The organism is Shigella sp. SIG6 (assembly GCF_053555815.1).
The window spans coordinates 1-672 of record NZ_JBQZXC010000302.1 but is presented as its reverse complement, the minus strand read 5'-3'; the positions used below and the strand labels follow the sequence as shown (position 1 = coordinate 672).

The following is a 672-nucleotide window of genomic DNA, read 5'->3' as shown; positions in this document are numbered from 1 at the left end:
CTAGCTTCAAGTATGACGGGCTGATACTGGGCCGGCAGGCGCTCCATTGCCCAGTCGGCAGCGACATCCTTCGGCGCGATTTTGCCGGTTACTGCGCTGTACCAAATGCGGGACAACGTAAGCACTACATTTCGCTCATCGCCAGCCCAGTCGGGCGGCGAGTTCCATAGCGTTAAGGTTTCATTTAGCGCCTCAAATAGATCCTGTTCAGGAACCGGATCAAAGAGTTCCTCCGCCGCTGGACCTACCAAGGCAACGCTATGTTCTCTTGCTTTTGTCAGCAAGATAGCCAGATCAATGTCGATCGTGGCTGGCTCGAAGATACCTGCAAGAATGTCATTGCGCTGCCATTCTCCAAATTGCAGTTCGCGCTTAGCTGGATAACGCCACGGAATGATGTCGTCGTGCACAACAATGGTGACTTCTACAGCGCGGAGAATCTCGCTCTCTCCAGGGGAAGCCGAAGTTTCCAAAAGGTCGTTGATCAAAGCTCGCCGCGTTGTTTCATCAAGCCTTACGGTCACCGTAACCAGCAAATCAATATCACTGTGTGGCTTCAGGCCGCCATCCACTGCGGAGCCGTACAAATGTACGGCCAGCAACGTCGGTTCGAGATGGCGCTCGATGACGCCAACTACCTCTGATAGTTGAGTCGATACTTCGGCGATCACC

The 672-nt window shown here is 53.7% G+C and carries 1 protein-coding gene; it reads right to left on the bottom strand.

Features of this window, described 5'->3' with window-relative positions:
* On the bottom strand, positions 1-671 hold a 671-nt coding region (locus ACUU1M_RS20495), incomplete at its 3' end, for an AadA family aminoglycoside 3''-O-nucleotidyltransferase (RefSeq protein WP_001334793.1).
* Between the last annotated feature and the right edge of the window lies 1 nt (position 672).